Source organism: Roseovarius sp. M141, from assembly GCF_024355225.1.
In the GTDB taxonomy this organism is placed as follows: domain Bacteria; phylum Pseudomonadota; class Alphaproteobacteria; order Rhodobacterales; family Rhodobacteraceae; genus Roseovarius.
On the sequence record NZ_VCNH01000003.1, the window covers coordinates 30,004 to 46,777 of the forward strand.

The window sequence follows — 16,774 nt, forward strand, 5'->3', positions numbered from 1 at the left end:
CAATTTTCTGGCTGGCACGCGGCTGGCTATCTCAGAAAGGTGCATCACACACGGCACACCTTCTTGCTTGCGGTCGATATTTTATCCGACTAAAAGTGTCAAGAACTACGGATCGCGTGCACGTCGCGCTCCATCCAGCTACGGGCGCGCATGCTGTCCCAGCCAGACACCCCCAAACTTGAACAAAAAGGTGACTTGCATGGCACTGGATAATTTTCCCTCACCTGCTGACATTCGCGCGGCAAGGACCGACAACCCGAAGATGCGCGAGCGCGACCTGGCCGATAAGCTGGGCATCTCGGAGGCGCAGTTGATCGCGGCCCATGTCGGGCAGGGCGCCACGCGGATCAATGCGCATCCTGACGGAATCATGGCCGCAGCCTGCGCCTTGGGCGAAGTAATGGCCCTGACGCGCAACGAATCATGTGTCAGCGAAGTCGTGGGCCGTTACGACAATTATCACCCCGGCTCTCATGCCGCGATGATCCTGAACGAGCCGATCGACCTGCGGATTTTTCCGAAATTCTGGATGACCGCTTTTGCCGTCGAAAAAGAGATCGAGGGCGGTTTGCGGCGCAGTCTTCAGGTCTTCGATGCCGCCGGCGATGCCGTGCACAAGATATTCCTGCGCGATACGTCGGATCTGGAGGCCTACGCGCAGGCTGTCGCGACCCTGCGCCATGACGATCAGTCCGACACGCAGGAGGTTGCGCCGCGTGCCGCGACGGAACCGGCAAGATCCAACCCCGAAAAGGCCGATGCGCTGCGTGACGGATGGTCGAAAATGACCGATACGCATCAGTTTTTCGCCATGGCGAAGCGGCTCAAGATGAATCGGCTGGGCGCGTACCGGATCGTCGGTGCGCCCTTCGTGCGCCAGCTCGCCACCGAAGCAGTGGACCGGATGCTGCACGCCGTGCACGCGGCCGAAATCCCCATCATGATTTTCGTTGGCAATCGCGGCTGCATCCAGATCCATTCCGGCGCGCTCAGGAACCTGAAACCGATGGGGCCGTGGCAGAACGTGCTTGATCCGGGGTTCGACATGCATCTGCGTCTCGATCATGTGGCCGAGGTGTATGCGGTGGACAAACCCACCAAGCGCGGCGCTGCTATTTCGGTCGAGGCGTTCGACGCCCAGGGTGGTCTGATCTTCCAGATATTTCCGGTGCCCGCGGGGCGCGCTTTGCCGGACAGTCGGGCGGAATGGAAATCGATCGTGGACGCTCTGCCCGACCTCGCGAACGAAGAGGTGGCGTGATGACGAAACGCTGCAATCGCGGATCGGGGATCGCCGCACTCACGGCGCTTTGGGTGGTGGCGTTTGGGGGTGTCATGGCCGGGTCTGTCAGCGCCGAAAACACCGAGACCCCCGCGAATCCGCATGCGGATATCGTCTCGATCGGTGGCTCGATCACCGAAATCGTCTATGAACTGGACCAGCAGCATCGTCTGATCGCGCGCGACACCACGTCGAGCTATCCCGAGGCCGCGCTGGCACTGCCCGATGTGGGTTATGTGCGCGGGCTGTCGCCCGAAGGGGTCCTGTCGATGAACCCCGATCTGGTGCTGGCCGAGGCCGATGCCGGCCCACCCGAGGCACTGGACGTACTGAAGAAAGCAGGCGTACGGCTGGTGCTGATCCCGGATGAACCAACGGCTGCGGGCATCCTTGCGAAAATCCGCGCGGTGGGTACCGCGCTGGATGTCGAGGCGCGGGCAGAGGTTCTGGCTGATGACGTGGCGGCACAGCTTGAACGCGCGACCGTCCGCGCCGACGCCATCGCGGACGGGGATCGCAAACGCGTGCTGTTCGTCCTCAGCGTTGAAGGCGGGCGCATATTGGCCGCCGGGCGCAACACCGAAGCGGCAACCGTGATCGGGATGGCCGGTGCCATCAACGCGCTTGACGGGTTCGAAGGCTACAAGCCGGTCAGCGACGAGGCCATTGTGCAGGCGGCGCCGGATGTGATCCTGATGATGACGCGCGGTGGCGTGGTAATGGTGGACGATGCCGCCCTGTTCGCAATGCCCGCCATCGCGGCGACCCCGGCGGGCGAGGCCCGCGCGGTGATCCGCATGGGCGGGCAATACCTGCTGGGGTTCGGTCCGCGCACGGCTGAGGCGGTGCAGGATCTGACGGATGCACTTTACGGAGAGCAGGCACATGACGCTGGCAGCTTATGACGAGATCGCCGTAGCGGACCCGCCCGACCGGGCGGCGGCGGCGCGGCGGCTGACGCTCTGGCTGGGGCTGCTGCTGCTGGCGACCATGACGGCCAGCCTTGCCACGGGCGCGGCGGGCACATCGCTCTGGGCGGCTTTGGGCGATCTGGCGCAGGGCCGCGCCCTCTCGCGCGTGGATGAGACGATCCTGTGGAACATCCGCGCGCCCCGGACGCTGATGGGCGCGCTGGTGGGGGCCGCGCTGGCGACCTCCGGCGCGGTGATGCAGGGGCTGTTCCGCAATCCGCTGGCCGATCCGGGGCTGGTCGGCGTCAGCGCCGGGGCCGGCCTTGGCGCGATTTGCGCCATTGTTCTGGGCGCGGCGCTGCCTGCTGGGCTGATGGCGCTGGTCGGGGCACATCTGGTGCCGCTGGCGGCTTTCGCCGGGGGCTGGATCACAACGCTGGTGCTGTACCGGGTCTCGACGCGCGGCGGGCGCACCTCGGTCGCAACGATGCTGCTGGCGGGCATCGCGCTCGGCGCGCTGGCGGGGGCGGTGTCGGGGCTGCTCGTCTATGCCGCCGACGATCAGCAATTGCGCGACCTGACGTTCTGGGGCTTGGGCTCCCTCGCCGGGGCGACATGGGGCAAGCTGCTGGCCGCCGCGCCGATCATCCTTGCCGCGATGCTGGGTGCGCCGTTCCTGGCGCGCGGGCTGAACGCGCTGGCCTTGGGCGAGGCGGCGGCGGGCCATCTGGGCATCCCGGTGCAGCGGGTCAAGAACCTGGCGGTGCTGGCCGTCGCCGGGGCCACCGGTGCGGCGGTCGCGGTGTCGGGCGGCATCGGCTTTGTCGGCATCGTGGTGCCGCATCTTTTGCGGCTGGTGTCGGGGCCGGATCATCGGGCGCTGCTGCCCAATGCGGCACTGCTGGGTGCCAGCCTGCTGCTTGGCGCCGACATGATCAGCCGCACCATCATCGCCCCCGCCGAACTGCCCATCGGCATTGTGACCGCGATTCTTGGCGCACCTGTTTTCCTGTGGATCCTGCTGCGCCGCCGCATGGTGGTGGACCTGTGAGCTTCCTCGGGCAGAACATCCGCGTGGAACTGGGCCGTCGCACCATCCTGCATGGTGTCGATTTCAGCGCGGCAGCCGGTCACGTGACCGCCATCGTCGGCCCCAACGGGTCGGGAAAAAGCACGCTTTTGCGCGCGCTCTGCGGCGAGGTGGCGTGTTCGGGCCGGGTCGCGATCAACGGACGGGACACCGGCCAGCTGAAGGGCTGGGAACTGGCGGGCATGCGCGCCGTGTTGCCGCAGGCGGTGACGCTGGCCTTTCCCTTCACCGTAATCGAGGTGATCCGCCTCGGCCTGACCGCGGGCGTTTCGGCCGGACGCGACCGCCTGCCGATGCGCGCGCTGGAGGCGGTGGGCCTCGCGGGCTATGGCGGGCGGTTCTATCAGGAACTTTCGGGCGGTGAGCAGCAGCGCGTCCAACTGGCCCGCGTGCTGACCCAGGTGTGGGAGCCGATGGCCCACGGAACCCCCCGCTGGTTGCTGCTGGACGAGCCGGTATCGAGCCTTGATATCGGCCATCAGCTTATGGTGATGGAAGTGATGCGCGACTATGCGGCGCGCGGCGGCGGGGTGGTCGCGGTGATGCATGATCTGAACCTGACGGCGATGTTCGCCGATGCGGTCACCATGGTGCATTGCGGCGAAATCGCCGCCACCGGAACCCCCGCCGAGGTCCTGACCGACGCCATATTGTCGCATGCCTATCGCTGCAATCTGCGCGTCAACTGCGAACCGCCCCAAGGCGGAACTTGGCTGCTGCCGCATGCGGCGACCTTGTGAGACAACCGCCAGCATCATGAATGAGCGGCACTTTCAGGTGTTTTCTTATGTTCCTGGCAGAGATTACTCCGCTAGCCACTGGCCAGACAGGCGCAGGGGTGTTTTCGGCGGTGATCTTTGCCCCGCCCGCGTAACGTCACGGGTGTGTACCGCTCGCGCAATCAATCCTGAGTGTTTTGATAGGACTTTCTTGTCTCCCAAGCTTATTCGCTGTAGGAGGTAGAAAACACCAGTAGGACGAATCCTGATGCACTCAGACATCCAAAATAGCCCGCTTCGGGTCTTCTGGTTCCTGACCGGTGGTGCCACTCTGATGCTCGGGGTGGCCGGTGTCATCCTGCCGCTTCTGCCGACCACGCCTTTCGTGATTCTTGCCGCTTTCGCATTTGGCAAAAGCGTCCCGGCGCTCCAGGCAAGGCTGGAGCAGAGCCGTCTTTTTGGGTCGGTCATCGCTGACTGGCGGGCATCGGGCGCCATCGCCCCGCGCTACAAGACACTCTCGGTGGCGATGATGGCCGCGGCGCTGGCGTTCGGACTGTCGTCCACCATGCCCGATGCCGCGAAACTGTTTCAAGTGGCGGTCATCGCTGCCGCTGCAACCTTCATTCTCAGCCGACCCGGTTCGGTGACATCCAATCCTTCTGACGTAAGGAAACACTCATGAAGACCACGCTATTGACTGTGCTCGCAACGGCTGCCGCCTTTCCCGTGCAGGCCGACACGGTATCGATCGATCCGGCGGCATTGCCGGGCAAGACCGTCTATGACGCGGCAACGCTCACGCCACTTGCGCTCTCCTCGGCAGGCAGTCCCGCAGTGGTTCTGCTGGACGTGGCGGCGGGCCAGGTTGTCCCGCCCCATGCCACCGAAAGCGGCCTGCGTCTGCTGACGGTCCTTTCGGGCGATATGTCCTGGGGCGATGGCGATACAGTCGATCCGGCGGCGGAGCAGGTCTATCCCGCCGGCAGTTTTCTTATTCTGCCGCCGGGCGAGATGCACTGGCTGGCCGCGCGAAGCGATGCGGTAAGGCTGCAACTTGTGGTTCTGGATGACGAGACACCGGTTCCGGCCATTGCCGAGTTGCTGAAGTAGGAAAGGGCGTCTTGATATGGGCCGCCACACTGTCATGGAAACCAAAGGGTTGAGCAAGGCCATGCGCCTTATGCTCCATCTGCTGGTCCTGATCGCTTTGGTGGCGGCGTCTATCGGTTTGGCCACGTTTCTCGGCGGGCTCTGGCCGTTCGATCTGCGCTTTTCGGCGCTGATCGCGGCAAGCGGTCTCGCGGTGCAGGCGATTGCCTGGTGGCCGGCCGCTTTGGCGTTCGTCGTCATCGCTGCATTACTGCCGCGGACTGGCTTGCGGCTCGCCGTCTGGCCGCTGGCGGTGCTCGGAATGGCGGTGCTTCATGCGGTATTTGGTCCCGATCTGGGGTTTGCACCTCTTGGCGTACTCGGACTCGCGGACGTACTGGAACTCTACGCCATCCCCACGGCATTGCCCATCCTGGCCGGATCGGCGCTGCGAGAGGCATTTTCAGGTAATCCCGAACCGAGATCAGCAGCGCATATGCCCTCTCCCGAAAGGAGCTCACCATGACGACCATCTACCCGCCCAGCCGCCGCACCATCCTTCTCGGGGCGGTTGCTTCTGCGTCGGCGCTGGCAATGCCGGGTCTGCTGCGCGCGCAACCCCGCATCGTAACCCTTGCCCTTTACGGCCCGCCTGCCGGGCCATCAGTGACGCTGGCGCATGCGGTGGCGACCGATCTTTTCGCGGATATTGCCGATGCGGCCAGCATGGCCGCGTGGCGCGCGCCTGATGAATTGCGCGCCGGTCTCACCTCGGGCAGTATCCAGCTGTCCATCGTGCCGGTGCAGGCCGCCGCCAACCTTTACAATCGCGGCTTCGCGATCCGGCTGGCCAATGTGATGACCGACGGGCTGCTTTATGTCGCCACAGGCGATGACAGCATCGAGGGCATTGCGGATCTCAAGGGGCGCAGCGTCGCCGTGCCGTTTCGCGGCGACACGCCTGAAATCCTGTTCGGCCAGCTTCTGGTCCATCATGGGCTGAGCCCCGAAACCGATTTGCAGATCACCTATGCCGGCTCGCCCATTGAGGCGATGCAACTGCTGTTGGCGGGCCGGGTCGAGGCGGCGCTGACCGCCGAGCCCTCGACCACCGCCGCCGTGATCGCGGGGCGGCAGGCGGGCAAGGATATCCGCCGTGCCATCGACCTTCAGGCCGCCTGGGGCGAAATGACGGGGGCGGTGCCCGTCCTGCCGCAAGCCGGGCTGGCGATCACCGGCGATTTCCTGAGCGCGCATGGCGACACTGTTCCGGCGCTCTTGGCTGCGATCGAGACTGCAACGGATGAGGTTCTGGCCGATCCTGCCACGGCTGCCAGCCATGCGACCGAGGTTCTGGGAATGCCTGCACCGCTGCTGGCGGCGTCGATACCGCATTCCAACCTAGTCGCGCGCCCCGCCACAGAGGCCCGTGCGGATATCGAACGGATGCTGCGCACGATGACCGGTGCCGACATGGCCGCCATCAATGGCCACCTGCCCGACGACGATTTCTATCTCTGAACCGAGCCGAAGGTGCCAGCCATGACCGCCAGCCTCAAACCGCCGATCACGACCCGCCTGGCGATGCGGGCCGCGCGGGTGCTGGAGTTTCTCTGGGCCGGCTGGGCCGGGCTGGCGGCGCTGTTTCTGCTGGCCGCCGTCTGGCAGGCGGGGCACGAGGCATATGGCCCGTTTATCCTGACCTCGCCGCAGGCAACGGTGGTAGCGGTTTGGCAGTTGGCGAACGATCCGTCGGCGTGGGCCGTGGCGGGGCTGACACTGCAACGCGCGGTGACGGGGTTTGTCATGGTCAGCGGCGTCGGCGTGGCGCTGGGATTGGTCGCGGGATATTCGCCCGCGACGCTGCGCCTGACACAGCCTCTGATCACGGTGCTGATGGGGGTGCCACCGATTGCGTGGATCGTACTGGCGATGATCTGGTTTGGCGGGTCGGATGCCACGGTGCGCACGGTTATCGTTGTTTCGGCCCTTCCGGTGGTGTTTCTGGGCGCAGCGCAAGGTATCGCCACACGCGACCGTAGCCTCGACCGTATGGCAGAAGCGTTTGGCGCCGGACCGATGCAGCGCTTCTTGACTGTGGGGTTGCGGCAAACCACGACAACGCTGTTTCCGGCACTGATGCTGGCCCTTGGTACGGCCTTCAAGGTGGCTGTGATGGCCGAGCTTTTGGCCAACGCGGGCGGCATCGGCGGCGCGCTGGCCAATGCGCGCATCAATCTCGATATCGCGACCGCGCTGGCCTGGGTGCTGATCGCCGTGAGCCTGCTGATCGCGGTGGAATATACGCTGGTGCATCCCGTCAAGGGCGAGATCGAGCGCTGGCGCCGCGCCGCGCAACCCTGGGGGGTCAAGCGATGAGCGCATTGTCACTGAGCGGCGTCGAGCATGCCTATCTGGGCCGGTCGGTGTTGCGAGGGATCGACCTTAGCGTCGGCGCGCAAGAGATCGTGGCGCTGGTCGGCCCGTCGGGTTGCGGAAAATCGACGCTGGCCCATGTGGCTGCGGGATTGCTGGAGCCCAAAGCCGGCCATATCGATCGGCACTACAGCCGCCATGCGATGATCTTTCAGGACCCGTCGCTGCTGCCCTGGGCGACGGCGGCAGACAACATCGCCTTTGGTCTGCACCTTGCCCATCTGCCGCGCAGCCAACGCGCCGAACGGATCAAAGAGGCCGCGGCGCAAGCTGAGCTTCAGCCAGCCGATCTGGCCAAATACCCCGTGGAACTGTCCGGCGGGATGCGCCAGCGCGTTGCCATTGCGCGTGCGCTGGCGGTGCGCCCCGACTTTATCTATTTCGACGAACCCTTCACCGCGCTTGACGTGGCGTTGCGCCGCCGGATGCAGGATCTGGTGATCGCGACCTGCGCGGGCGCGGGACTGTCAGGGCTATTCATCACACATGATTTGAATGAGGCGGCGCGGATCGCCCACCGGGTTGCGGTGCTGGACACCTATGGCGCCGGAATCTTGGGCGATCGCCCGCTGCCGGGCCGCCCCGGCGCGCGCAGCGAGGCGCAGGTGCAGGACTGGGTCAGCGCCGCGCTGGAGCGTGATCCGCTGTTCCGCCACATTCACGACGTGGACGAAAGGCAGATCGCATGAGTTTTGCACCCACCGCCGGGCCGGGTCGGACCCTGCCGCAGACGACTCTGGGGATGCTGGCCGATGAGGGGTTCCGGCTGCTTTTTCCGCTCGCAGCCCTTTACGCGGCGGTTTTTCCGCTATTCTGGGTGCTGGCGATGGGGTTCGATCTGCCGCTGGCGCGCAGCGTGCCGCCATCGCTGTGGCATGCGCATGAGATGCTGATCGGCGCATTCGGCGCGGCGCTGATCGGGTTCCTGACGACGGCAGCCCCGGAATGGACCGATACCGAGCCGCTGCGCGGCCGCCCACTGTGGCTGCTGGCCACGCTCTGGGGGGCGGGGCGGATCGTCGGGATCCTCGGCTGGGACGGGCTGAGCATGGCGGGCGCGCTGGCCGATCTGGCCTGGATGGGCGCGCTGCTGGCCTATCTGCTTCGCCTGTCATGGGCAAAGCGGACCGACCGGTTGCTGACCTTCGCGTTCTGGCTGGGCCTGCTGATCGCCTGCACCGCCACGACACGGGCTTTCTTTGTGACGGGCGATAGCGCGGCGGCGCAGACTTGGATTCATCTTGCCGGTTTCGCTTTTCTCGGTCTCCTGGGGCTGGCGCTGGCGCGGATCACCGTGCCGGTGACCAATCTCGTGCTCGACCCGTCCGAGAACAGCTCGCCCTTCCGGCCCCATCCCGGGCGGTTGAATCTTGCGCCGGGGCTGGTGCTGATCGCGATGATCGGGCAGGCGGCTGGGCTGTCGCCCGCCGTGAACGGCTATCTGTTGCTGGCCGCCGGTGCCGCCTTCATGGACCGTGTGGCCGAGGCATTCATCGGGCGCGAGGCGATGCGCACAGAGATTCTGCTGCTGGCGGGGGCCAGTGCGCTGGCGGGGGCGGGGCTGATGATGACCGGTGCCGCCGCGCTTGGCGCGCCCTGGGGGCAGGTCACGGGCCTGCATGCGGCGTTCATGGGCGGTCTGGGGCTGGGGGTCTATGCGGTGTTTTGCATCGCGGGGCTGATGCACACGAACCGCCCGCTGGGCCTGCCGTGGCCGGCGCGGCTGGGCGCGCTGGCGCTGGCGCTGTCGGTCGCGCTGCGACTGGCCCCCGATCTGGGATTCGACATGCCCGGCCCGCTGCATGCGGGCGCATCGCTACTCTGGGCACTGGGCTATCTCACCTGGCTTGCGGTCTTCTGGCCTTATGTGTCCAAAGCCTCGGTTCCGGCGCCGATGATGGAGGCGCCGCAGATGGCGGGCCCGAGCGAACATGTGCACCATGTTGCCGCCGCCGAATAAAGCGCGCCAACAACAGAAAATGCGGATAATCACAACCGCCGCTTGACATTTTTCAGCCGTGGCGGCATTCACCTCACAAATCTGACAAAAATACTCAGTCAATGCCAGCCCACCGCCAGCCGTGACGTCGACACAAGATGTCTGCGGCAAGTCCTGCAGACGGGCGAAGGGAAAAGGCAATGACAGGATTTTGGCAAAAGCGCGATATCTGTGCCACTTTACTGACCGGGGCCGCGATGGCGTTGGTTGCGCAGGGCGCGGATGCGCAGCAGGCCGATGGCAAGACGACCGATCTGGGGACGATCACGCTTCTGGGGACAGGGCTGGAAACCACGGTTTTCGAGAACCCTTCCGCGGTTTCGGTCATCGACGAAGAGAAAATTTCACGGATCCCGCCCGCGCGTGTTGCCGATTATCTCAAGGATATCCCCGGTGTGCGCGTCGAAGAGCAGGGAATTACCCGGATCCGCATTCGGGGCGAGGAAGCGCGCCGTGTGCGCATCCTGGTCAATGGACAGGCGATCACCGATCATACCACCTACGGCCCGCCGGTGGTGGTGGATCCCTCCACGGTAGAGCGGATCGAGGTCGTGCGCGGAGCGTCCTCGGTGATCAGCGGCCAGCGCGCCATTGGCGGCACCATCAACATCATCACCAAGCGCGGCACCGACAAGCCGTTCGAGGCCAGCAGCACCCTGTCATATTTCGGAGCGACCGACGGCTGGCGGCTGTCCAACTCGGTCGCCGGACGGCAGGGCGGCTTTACCTGGCGGCTCAATCAGAGCAAATCCGATCTGGGCAACCGTCACGCCGCAGGCATCGGCGAACTGGTCCCATCGGGCGTCGAGGATCAGAATCTGTCGGGCTATCTCGGCTACGAATTCGGCAATCACTCCTTCGGACTGGAGGCGCAGGCGTTCGATCTGTCGTCGGATGTCTATACGGGCGATCCGAATTTCTCCATCGATCTGCCGAAACGCGACCTGCGCAAGCTGGGGTTTTTCTATGAAGGCACCGACCTGACCCCGTGGATGACATCGCTGAAAATCGACGCGTTCGGCCAGACCATCGACCGCGAATTCCGCAACCGGATCGCACCGGGGCCGTTTGCGCCGGTGATAGAGACGATCAACAACGACGAACAGGAAACCTGGGGGCTGAACGTCTCGACCGAGCTGCGGTTTTCGGACAGCATCCGCACCATCGTGGGCGCGCAATACGAGAACGATTTTCTGGATGTGGACGCCAGCAGCCAGATCACGCCGCCCGGCGCGCCCTTCCCGCTGCCGCCGACCCTGCGGCGCGACGAGGCGCGCATCGTCACCACCTCAATCTATGCGCAGAACGAGATCACGTTGTCCCCGCAATGGGCGCTGCATTTTGGCGGCCGTTACTACAACGTCGAGGCGGAACTAGAAGAAAGCAACTCCGCGCCGCTGTCAAAAAACACGGATGACCGGTTTCTGGCCAGTGCCGGTGTCGTCTGGACCCCGAATGACACCTGGGCGCTGCGCGGGCTGTTCTCGCAAGGCTACAACTATCCGACGCTGAACCAGCTTTTCACGCAGACGACGGCAGGCGGGCAACTGACCTTGCCCAACCCGAACCTCAAGCCCGAAACTGCGAATAATTTTGAGCTTGGAGCACGGTTCGACAATGGTGCGACGATCCTTGATGCGACGCTGTTTTACACCGATGCGAAGGACTACATCGTTCGCCAGGGACTGCCGCCGGTGGGCGGGCGGCCCAGTGCGCAGTATCAAAACGTCAATGGCGCCAAGACCGTAGGGTTTGAGATCTACGCAGAGCGCGATCTCGGCAACAGCCTGACGCCCTATGTTTCGGGCGCGATCCTGAACCGCGAACTGCAGTACGGGAACGGGTTCTCAACCTCCGACAGCGGCACGCCGGGCTTTTCCGGCACCATCGGTTTGCGCAAGGATTTCGACTTCCGCGGTATGCCGGCCTCGTTTGATCTGTTCGCAACAGGCGAAAGCAGCGCAAAACTGCGCGACGACGCCGGAGCCGTGACATCCAGTGCCGGCGGTTGGACCACGGTCAACCTGCGCGGATCGCTGGATCTGACCGAGAATGCTTCGTTGACGGTGCAGCTGAACAATATTTTCGACAAATCCTATGAACCGTTCGACCAACTTCCCGGTGCCGAACGCAGTATCGACATCGTGCTATCAGCCCGGTTCTAATCTCTTTACGAAGGAAAAATCCGATGCTGAAAACTGCTCTGCTGATCCTGACGCTTGGCGATGGCGGCACCACCCATATGGCGCTGAGCGAGGCCGACTCGCTGGCCGATTGCGAAGGCAAGGCCGAAGCGGTCGAACAGATCCTGACCGGCGCGGGCTACACGATTCAGGCGATGCGTTGCGGCCAGACCGATCTGGACCTGACTCCGTACGAGCACGGATACACCGAAGCCGATATGCGTTGGCACTACCAGGTCGCGCTGAACGGGATATCTCTGGAGGATGGTTTCACTGTCCGCCCCGTCGCGCCAGACGCTTGCGAAACAGGCGGTGAGGCAAACGCGTATTGCGCCATTTCTGCGCAGGGTCCGGTGACGAAATGACCCAAGGCGCGCTCAAACAGCCGGTTGCGGCACAGGCCGGAGACGATTGCGCCGCCTATTTTGCGCGCATCAGCGACACGCCGCTGCGCGATGCGTTCGACGATGCGCGCCGCGCCCATCCGCCCTCGCAAGGCGCGCCCATCCCGTCCGAAGATCTGCACGCCACATGGGCGCGTCTGCTGGACACGCCGCGCACCAGGCCGGGCGTGGCTTATGTGCATATCCCGTTTTGTGAAAATCATTGCCTGTTCTGCGGATTCTACCAGAACGCCTGGCGCGAGGGGTCGGGCACGCCCTATGTGGACACGATCATCGACCAGCTGGACCGCCTCGCGGATCGCGCAGTGCTGGACGGCCCGCCGCTGAGGGCACTCTATCTGGGCGGCGGCACCCCGACCGTCCTGTCGGCACATGACATTGATCGGCTGATCACCGCCCTGCGCCATCGCCTGCCACTGGCGCCCGATTGCGAGATCACGCTGGAAGGGCGCATCTGGAATTTCACCGATGACAAGATCGCCGCCGCCTTTGGTGCCGGGGTCAACCGCATCTCGCTGGGCGTGCAGACCTTTGATGAAACCGTGCGCCGCGCCATGGGGCGCAAGGCCACCCGCGCCGAGGTGACCGCCCGGCTGGAACGGCTGGTGGCCGCCGACAGCGGCAGCATCGTCATCGACCTGATGTATGGCCTGCCCAAGCAATCCTTGCAGACATGGGCCGACGATCTGCACACCGTCAGTGAACTGGGTCTGGATGGCGTGGACCTTTACGGGTTGAACCTGATCCCCGGCACGCCTTTGCTGTCGGCCGTGGAAAAGGGCAAGCTCGCCCCCGCCACCCGCGAAAAGCTGGGCCGTTTCTATGCCGCCGGATCCGAGGCGATGGAACGCGCAGGCTGGAAGACGATCTCGACGACTCATTGGCGCAGCCCGTCGATGCGTGAGCGGTCCGTTTACAATTACGAGGTCAAGACCGGCGCGGATTGCATCGCCGTCGGCGCGGGCGCGGGTGGATCGCTGGCGGGATACGGATATCGCAACACCGCCAACCTGGACGACTACGCCGCCCGCGTCGCAGGCAATGACGCTCTGGCCATGGGCATGACCGGGCCGCAACCCGGCGCACCGGTGTTTCAGGCCATCCGCGCCGGTATGGAGCGCGGCCGCCTTGACCCCGCGCGCATCAGCGCCGCGCCCGAGGGGCAAGCCGCGCTTGCCCGGGTCGCGCCGATCCTGTCGCAATGGACCGAGGCCGGTCTGCTGCGGCCCTTCCACGGCTTTCACGATCTCACGCTGGCCGGGCGCTTCTGGCAGGTCCAGATGACCGGGCGGCTGCTGGCGCGTCTTGCCGACGCAACTTTTTGATTCGACTCACCGAAAGGACAGACCATGACCGAACAGGACCCCGCATTGCGCATCAAGGCCGCGACGGCCGAAACACCGACCGCCGCGCTGGAAGATATCGCAAAATCCGCGGGCACCAGCGTCGCCGCCGTATTGCGCGCGCTGCCCGAGGGCGAGGCGTATTGCATTTCGGGCGCGCATTTCGTGACCGTCATGGACGACTTCCGCGACTGGGGTGACATGACTTTCATCGTCAATACCGGCGATGTCATCCTCGAGGCCAAGGGCGTGGTCAAGGGCGCGATGGGGAGCGGTATGTACAACCTCAGCGGCAAGGCCGTCGGCGGGCATCTTAAAGCCGAGGCCTGCGATATGATCGCCTTCGTCTCGCGCAAGCTGTTCGGTATGGAGACCCATTCAATCCAGTTTTACAACGCCGAGGGCGGCTGCATGTTCAAGATCTATCTGGGCCGCACAGCGGACCGGCAACTGGTTCCCGAGCAGGTCACGAAATACCATGACCTGCGCGCCGGGTTCGACACGATATGAATGCGCCGCGCGGCACCGCCGCCCACCGGCATCTGTTCTGTTTCGGCTGCGGCTACAGCGCGCAACGACTGGCCCGCACGATCCTCGCCGAAGGCGGCAAGATATCGGGCACCTCGCGCAGTGCAGAAGGGATGCAGGCGCTTGACGCTGCGGGCATAACCCCGTGGCTGTTCGACGGCACCGCCCCGGTGCCGCCCAAGGCGCTGGCGGGAGTCACCGACATCCTGATCTCGATCCCGCCGGATGATGACGGCGACGGCGTCCTGACGCATCATCCGGATCTGGCGCAACAATGCAGGCATCCGGCGTGGATCGGGCTTTTGTCCACCACCGGCGTTTATGGCGATGCGGACGGGGCTTGGATCGACGAGAGCTATCCGCGCAACCCGCTGACGCAGTCCAACCGCAACCGGGTGGAGGCCGAAGATGCCTGGCTGGCCTTCGGCGCCGCCTCGGGTGTGGCGGTGCAGGTGTTCCGCCTGCCGGGAATCTACGGCCCGCAGCGCTCGCCCTTCGCGCGGTTTCGCGCAGCACAGGCACAGCGCATCGTCAAACCCGGTCAGGTGTTCAACCGCATCCATGTAGATGATATCGTTGCCGCACTGCGCCTTGGCATGGAGCGGCCCGGGGCCGGACCGGTATTTCACCTGGCCGATGGCAGCCCCGCACCGGCCGATGAGGTGCTGACCCATGCCGCAGAACTTCTCGACCTACCCGCTCCGCCCGCCATCCGTTTCGATGATCCTGCGCTGTCCCCCATGGCGCGTCATTTCTACGCCGAGTGCAAGCGGCTGGATATTTCGCGGGCGCGCGAACAACTCGGTTTCAAACCTATCTATCCAGACCATCGCGCCGGGCTGGCGGCGATACTGAATGAGGAGACGAGCAATCCTGAGTAGATTATCTGATATTGAACTGCGCACTGGCGCTGGAAATGGCCCCTTCGGTCACTCTTTCGAACGCAGACTGTTGGGCAGGAATACCATGGATAGCTACGGTTCGGAGAAAATGCATGCAAATGAGGTCAGAGCATAGATTGTGGCAGCATGTCCTGCTCGCCATCCTCACCGATCTGCAATCGAGGAGCGAACATAAACGACAGGACCGAGAGTTCGCCAGACGATGGGTTGGACATTATCCGAGCCGGGATTTTCAGCTGGTTTTTGACCTTGCGAGCCTCGATACGGAGTGCGTGCATCGATACTTCAAGCAGATGGCTTGGTGTGCCCGACCCCACCGTAATCCCGTCACGCACGAACAGACTTTCGACTGCACAGATCATTCCTTGGACAAATGCAAAACGGCTACTTTTGGCTTGCCGAAAGTTGCCTCCGCTCGTTGATCCTCATGTGACAGACTCCCGAGGTTAATTACGATAGAAGACCATCGGATCCCTAAGGCAAAAAATCCGAGAACATCAGAATCATATTATTGACACCTGGCGACCCTTTCAGAGCTGAATGGTTAGTATATCGCGTGGTTAAATACTGATCACCATGGCCGTTTATCGGCCATGAACTTACGAGACCGCGTCGGGCAAAACATTCAGGAGTTGAGACGATCGCTTGGCATCAGCCAGGAAGATCTGGCCCTGCGTGCGCGGATCAACCGTGGCTACATGGGCAAGGTCGAGAACGGCAAATATTCCGTGTCGCTCGATATACTCGAGAAGATTTCATTGGTTCTCCAGGTCGATCCGTCTGTCCTCCTCCGACCAAGAGACACGCAAAACCCTGCTTCGGAGTGCCCGGGAAACAGCGCGAGTCTGGGCCAGAATTCCAGTTCTTGAACAATATGCGAAAGATTTGACCACGAGAGGGGATCTGCTCAATGCCAAAGCTCACTCAGCCGTCCCTTGAAAATGTGGCTTCAGTTCTGTCTCAGGGCGTCATCGTTCCGACACTCACGCCTTTTAACGACAGCGGCGCGGTTTTAGCGGATGCCATCACAGACCAGACCCGCCGACTCACCCGGATCGATGGCCTCGTCGGGATCGCAGTGAACACGGCGGATCGTGAGCGCGACAGCTTGACGCTCGCTGAGCGTAGCGAGGTGATCCGCCGGACGCGCGAAGGACTGGACCCTGGTCGGCTGCTGCTCGCACATGTCGGCACGCTTTCGAACGCGACCCTCGAAGAGATCGAGACCTGCCAGTCGGCCGGTGCCGATGCCGTGATCGGAAGCGCAGGTGACTGGCAACAGGGGCGTGCCGGGGGTTCCGTCGATGAGCGTCTCGACGCTCTGACCGATCTCACGGATCGCCTGTCCCTGCCCGTCATTGTGGCCCTCGACGGTGACAGACGCTGCCGCATTGCCTTCAGCGAGAAGCTCATCAATCTCGCCCGGCACTGCGACAACGTCATCGGTTTCGTCCTGGGAGCGGATGACGACGTCGTGCAGTATGACCAAAACTACTACGCCCTGAAATCCATCGGACGGCCCCTGGCGTGCCTGACGTCCTCGGCAGGCGCGCTGTTTCACAATCTCAATACCGGGGCTGACGGTGTGTTGTCGCCGCTGGCGCAACTGGCGCCGTATGAAGTGGCGGCCCTCTACCAGGCCTCCCGATCGGGCCGGTTCTTTGACGCGCAAGCGCTCCATAACCGGCTCTCGCCCCTCATCGGGTTGCTGTCCGGCCACGACGACATTACCCGCGAGCGAATCTGCCGCGAAATCGCCCATCACCGCGGGTTGCTTGCCACGCCGGAGATGCGAGGCGTTGCCGACCCGCTTTCCGACCAGCTGATGCACCGGATACATCAGACCGTCGAGGAAACCGGCCTCGACCCCGTCAGCTGGGTCTGA

Annotated in this window: 18 protein-coding genes; all 18 read left to right on the forward strand. The window is 64.0% G+C overall.

The window, feature by feature from the left end:
• The first annotated feature begins 199 nt into the window (after positions 1-199).
• Positions 200-1,261, forward strand: a complete 1,062-nt coding sequence (locus FGD77_RS02295; RefSeq protein ID WP_255005964.1) for a hemin-degrading factor — start codon at positions 200-202, stop codon at positions 1,259-1,261.
• On the forward strand, positions 1,261-2,187 hold the full coding sequence (locus tag FGD77_RS02300; RefSeq protein WP_255005966.1) for a hemin ABC transporter substrate-binding protein: 927 nt from the start codon (positions 1,261-1,263) through the stop codon (positions 2,185-2,187). The genes FGD77_RS02295 and FGD77_RS02300 overlap by 1 nt, the downstream gene beginning before the upstream one ends.
• Positions 2,168-3,244, forward strand: a complete 1,077-nt coding sequence (locus FGD77_RS02305) for an iron ABC transporter permease (RefSeq protein ID WP_255005967.1) — start codon at positions 2,168-2,170, stop codon at positions 3,242-3,244. Before FGD77_RS02300 ends, FGD77_RS02305 begins: the two co-directional genes overlap by 20 nt.
• Positions 3,241-4,023: a heme ABC transporter ATP-binding protein gene (locus tag FGD77_RS02310; RefSeq protein WP_255005968.1), complete on the forward strand. Its 783-nt coding sequence runs from the start codon at positions 3,241-3,243 to the stop codon at positions 4,021-4,023. The genes FGD77_RS02305 and FGD77_RS02310 overlap by 4 nt, the downstream gene beginning before the upstream one ends.
• A gap of 247 nt (positions 4,024-4,270) precedes the next feature.
• A complete protein-coding gene (locus FGD77_RS02315) occupies positions 4,271-4,687 on the forward strand; it encodes a YbaN family protein (RefSeq protein ID WP_255005972.1) in 417 nt (138 codons plus the stop codon).
• On the forward strand, positions 4,684-5,115 hold the full coding sequence (locus tag FGD77_RS02320) for a hypothetical protein (protein WP_255005973.1): 432 nt from the start codon (positions 4,684-4,686) through the stop codon (positions 5,113-5,115). The genes FGD77_RS02315 and FGD77_RS02320 overlap by 4 nt, the downstream gene beginning before the upstream one ends.
• A gap of 16 nt (positions 5,116-5,131) precedes the next feature.
• A complete protein-coding gene (locus FGD77_RS02325; RefSeq protein WP_255005974.1) occupies positions 5,132-5,620 on the forward strand; it encodes a hypothetical protein in 489 nt (162 codons plus the stop codon).
• On the forward strand, positions 5,617-6,615 hold the full coding sequence (locus tag FGD77_RS02330; protein ID WP_255005975.1) for an ABC transporter substrate-binding protein: 999 nt from the start codon (positions 5,617-5,619) through the stop codon (positions 6,613-6,615). The genes FGD77_RS02325 and FGD77_RS02330 overlap by 4 nt, the downstream gene beginning before the upstream one ends.
• A 21-nt stretch (positions 6,616-6,636) precedes the next feature.
• Positions 6,637-7,473, forward strand: a complete 837-nt coding sequence (locus FGD77_RS02335) for an ABC transporter permease (protein WP_255005977.1) — start codon at positions 6,637-6,639, stop codon at positions 7,471-7,473.
• A complete protein-coding gene (locus FGD77_RS02340; RefSeq protein ID WP_255005978.1) occupies positions 7,470-8,219 on the forward strand; it encodes an ABC transporter ATP-binding protein in 750 nt (249 codons plus the stop codon). Before FGD77_RS02335 ends, FGD77_RS02340 begins: the two co-directional genes overlap by 4 nt.
• Entirely contained in the window at positions 8,216-9,490 is a 1,275-nt protein-coding gene (locus FGD77_RS02345; protein WP_255005980.1) for an NnrS family protein, read from the forward strand. Before FGD77_RS02340 ends, FGD77_RS02345 begins: the two co-directional genes overlap by 4 nt.
• 179 nt (positions 9,491-9,669) lie before the next feature.
• The gene (locus tag FGD77_RS02350; protein WP_255005982.1) at positions 9,670-11,694 is read left to right on the forward strand and encodes a TonB-dependent receptor; all 2,025 of its coding nucleotides are present in this window, start codon (positions 9,670-9,672) and stop codon (positions 11,692-11,694) included.
• A gap of 23 nt (positions 11,695-11,717) precedes the next feature.
• Entirely contained in the window at positions 11,718-12,077 is a 360-nt protein-coding gene (locus FGD77_RS02355) for a hypothetical protein (RefSeq protein WP_255005984.1), read from the forward strand.
• The gene (gene hutW / locus FGD77_RS02360) at positions 12,074-13,441 is read left to right on the forward strand and encodes a heme anaerobic degradation radical SAM methyltransferase ChuW/HutW (protein WP_255005987.1); all 1,368 of its coding nucleotides are present in this window, start codon (positions 12,074-12,076) and stop codon (positions 13,439-13,441) included. The genes FGD77_RS02355 and hutW overlap by 4 nt, the downstream gene beginning before the upstream one ends.
• Before the next feature lie 24 nt (positions 13,442-13,465).
• Positions 13,466-13,969, forward strand: a complete 504-nt coding sequence (gene hutX, locus FGD77_RS02365; RefSeq protein ID WP_255005991.1) for a heme utilization cystosolic carrier protein HutX — start codon at positions 13,466-13,468, stop codon at positions 13,967-13,969.
• Positions 13,966-14,868 carry an SDR family oxidoreductase gene (locus FGD77_RS02370; protein WP_255005992.1) on the forward strand — a complete coding sequence of 301 codons (903 nt, stop codon included), beginning with the start codon at positions 13,966-13,968 and terminating at the stop codon, positions 14,866-14,868. The genes hutX and FGD77_RS02370 overlap by 4 nt, the downstream gene beginning before the upstream one ends.
• A 614-nt stretch (positions 14,869-15,482) precedes the next feature.
• Positions 15,483-15,758, forward strand: a complete 276-nt coding sequence (locus FGD77_RS02375; protein WP_255005993.1) for a helix-turn-helix domain-containing protein — start codon at positions 15,483-15,485, stop codon at positions 15,756-15,758.
• 41 nt (positions 15,759-15,799) lie between these two features.
• Positions 15,800-16,774 (forward strand): dihydrodipicolinate synthase family protein, encoded by a 975-nt coding sequence (locus FGD77_RS02380; RefSeq protein ID WP_255005994.1) that lies wholly within the window; start codon positions 15,800-15,802, stop codon positions 16,772-16,774.